This is a genomic window from Candidatus Collinsella stercoripullorum (assembly GCF_027669965.1).
GTDB lineage: Bacteria > Actinomycetota > Coriobacteriia > Coriobacteriales > Coriobacteriaceae > Collinsella > Collinsella stercoripullorum.
In genome coordinates this window covers 1-227 of the sequence record NZ_JAQECM010000054.1, presented here as the reverse complement: position 1 = coordinate 227, position 227 = coordinate 1, and the positions used below count along the sequence as shown (strand labels likewise).

The 227-nt window shown below is 67.0% G+C and carries 1 pseudogene; it reads left to right on the top strand.

Annotated features, from left to right (window positions below):
- Positions 1-46 precede the first annotated feature (46 nt).
- Positions 47-227, top strand: a pseudogene (locus PHA29_RS09065) (helix-turn-helix domain-containing protein); the annotation flags it as partial.

Below are 227 nucleotides of genomic sequence, written 5' to 3'. Positions count from 1 at the left end.
ATTTCTTGGACCGGAAAGTAAAGTCCGAGAGATGGGAGGCTTTTCCATGACGGTCTACGACAGGTCGGCGAGGGGGCGGGCCTGCGGGCTCTTCGGCCGCGGGCTCGGCCACAAGGCCGCCGCGGCGCGCCTCGGCGTGCCGGCCAAGGCTGTGAGAAAATGGCAGCAGACGTACCGGGCCGTCGGGAGGGATGCGCTGCTGGACATGGGGACCCACAGGAGATACG